This window comes from Chryseobacterium sp. SIMBA_029 (assembly GCF_046535275.1).
Lineage (GTDB): Bacteria > Bacteroidota > Bacteroidia > Flavobacteriales > Weeksellaceae > Chryseobacterium.
In genome coordinates this window covers 1-228 of the sequence record NZ_JAWRXA010000968.1, presented here as the reverse complement: position 1 = coordinate 228, position 228 = coordinate 1, and the positions used below count along the sequence as shown (strand labels likewise).

Here is a 228-nt window from a genome sequence, read left to right as displayed (position 1 = left end):
GAACTACCGGAGGAGACTTTAATATTACAGAATCATTTGATTATGACGATAACAATAGACTTGTCAACTGGACTAATCCGATAACAGGTGTTAAAGTACAGAATGCAACCCGTAACGTCTATGATGTAAAAGGTAGAATCCAGGAAAACGACCAGGTAGGAAAAATTAAATTTGACAACCCCTCTAAAATTTATCAACCTACAGGCATGACCCTAAATAATGAAGGAA

General features: G+C 36.4%; 1 protein-coding gene. It reads left to right on the top strand.

The features are described from left to right. Positions 1–228: hypothetical protein (locus tag SB679_RS26670; protein WP_410705479.1), on the top strand; the 228-nt coding region annotated here is incomplete at both ends.